Raw genomic sequence first — 2178 nt, 5'->3', positions numbered from 1 at the left:
TGACCGCGCCGATCAGCGCCGCCTTCGCGGGGGCCGGGACCCGGCCCAGCGCGGCGACGTGGTCGACGAACCACAGCACCAACCGGTTGTAGGCGGCGCCCAGGGCCCCGGTCAGCAGGCCGAACGCGACGAAGAGCGGCAGCCACACCACGTCGGGGGCCCCGATCGGCGCCACCTGGAAGTCGGGATGGTTGCCCAGGACGAGCCGGGCGCACCCGACGGCCGCGGACGCCGCGATGAGCGTCGCCAGCACGGTCTTCACCCGGAACGACTTCGTCACCTCTTCGAGGGTGAACAGGGTGCCGCCGATCGGTGCGTTGAAGGCGACCGCGAGTCCCGCCCCGCCCAGCGCCGTCTGCATCATCCTGACCTCGGCATCGGGCAGCCGGGCCCGGCGCGCGGTCTCGGCGCCGATCGCCGCGCCCATGTGCACCGTCGGACCCTCGCGGCCCAGCACCAGCCCCGAGCCGATCGCCAGCAGGCCGCCCACGAACTTCGCGGGCAGCAGCCGGATCAGGGGTGGCCGGGCGTCGCCCCGGAAGACCGCCTCGACGTGCTGGATACCGCTGCCGGCGGCCAGCGGCTCCCACCGCACGACCAGCGCGGCCAGGGTGGCGCCGGCCGCGGCGGCGGCCAGCGGAACCAGCCAGCCCGGGCCGGGCAACCGGTGTGCCCAGTCCACGAAGTCGACGCGCAGGTGCTCGGCGGCCTGCAGACACCAGCGAAAGGCGCCGCCGACAAAACCGATGGCCACCCCCGCGACGGTCGCGACGACACAGATGAGCAGGGAGCCCCGCATCGAATCGTCGGGCTGGCCGGGGCCTGCCGTCGGCGCGGTCATCAACCGTTCTCCTTCGACGCTGGGCAAGCCCGTCCGGCACCCAGTCTCTCAGACGGGCGCCGGCGACCAGACAGGCAAGTCCGACGGGACGGCGCACACCTGGCCGACCGGTTCGGTTCGGCTACCCCGACGACGCGATGCGCAGGCGTCTGCGTGCCGGGGCCGGGGCGTTCTGAGCGGATGACGCTCAGGAAGCCGACGCGGCCGGTCTGACCACGACGTTGATGGTGTCGGCGCCGGCATCCGAGTCGATGAGCAGTTGGGCGGCATCGGGAGCCGAGACGACGGTGCCGCCGGTGACCGCCACGGTGTAGCCGTCCGGGAACTCCACCTGAGGCACCGAGATCGTGGTCTGCGAGCCGGCCGCGAAGTCGCCCAGACCGTCAACCCTGGCCGTCGAATAGCTGAAGTCGAACACCCCGCCGGAGAACGACCACGACGTCGGGGTCCCCGAGATCACTTGGGGGTACGGCTCAGAGAGCGTGTCCAGCGTGGCGGTGTTGACGTTGGAGCCGGTGAGCGGCTCCGAGAGGCTCTTCACCAGCCACTCGGTGTTGGGCGAGCCGGTGATGTCGTTCTCGCCGGTCAACGCCCACTCCGTCCAGCCCACCAGATCCCTGTCGGCGAGTCTCATCGGCTCAACGAGCTGCGTGTGAACGTTCGAACCGAACTCGGTCATGAACGCCGGAATGTCGTGCGTATGCGCGTACTGCACGGCGGCGTTCGCGATTTCGCCGACGTCGGGGATGCACAGTGCGCCCACGTTGACGTCGCAGTAGTCGTGGAACGACAGCACACCGTTGGAGACGTCCACGGTGCCCAGATTGACCGGCGACACACCGAATTCTGCGGTGATGCTGGGTTCGTAGAACACGGGCGTGGTCGGGTCGACCGCCCGGATCGCTTCACCCACCTGGTCGTAGAACGGCGTGAGCTCCTGGCGACCGAAGAACGGGTCGCCCAACGCCGCCAGCGGCCACTGCGTGCCGGGGTTCGGCTCGTTGATGACCTCGATGCCGGCGACATCGGGATTGCCGTTGAAGTAGTTCGCCACGTACTCGGCCATCTGGGCGTAGTTGTCCTCGATACCGATCCCGTTGGCCGCATCGGCGTTGGCCCAGAACATATCCCAGGCGTGCAGTTCGGCGGGGTCGAAGAGATTGTTGAGCGGGAACGGCAACTGCGGGTTGGGCGCCCCGCCGGCCTCGGTCGCCCAGAGCGGGATACCTTCTCCGCCGAATGCGGTGCTGTAAGCGTCTTGGTGCAGGTCGATGATCGTGTAAACGCCGTTGTTCGCCAAGAGGTCAACGGTCTGGTTGATCGAGTCGAGGTAGGCG

2 protein-coding genes are annotated in these 2178 nt (G+C 69.2%); both read right to left on the bottom strand.

What is annotated here, in order from left to right; translation table 11 throughout:
• A partial coding sequence (locus AC2VOK_RS16915; protein WP_428901515.1) for a chloride channel protein occupies positions 1-841 on the bottom strand: 841 nt, incomplete at its 3' end.
• Between the two features lie 187 nt (positions 842-1028).
• Positions 1029-2178: cellulase family glycosylhydrolase (locus AC2VOK_RS16910; RefSeq protein ID WP_428901514.1), on the bottom strand; the 1150-nt coding region annotated here is incomplete at its 5' end.

This window comes from Mycobacterium sp. TH-M116 (assembly GCF_057473685.1).
Note: the sequence above shows the minus strand (reverse complement) of the source record. Positions and strands in the feature narration are given on the sequence as shown.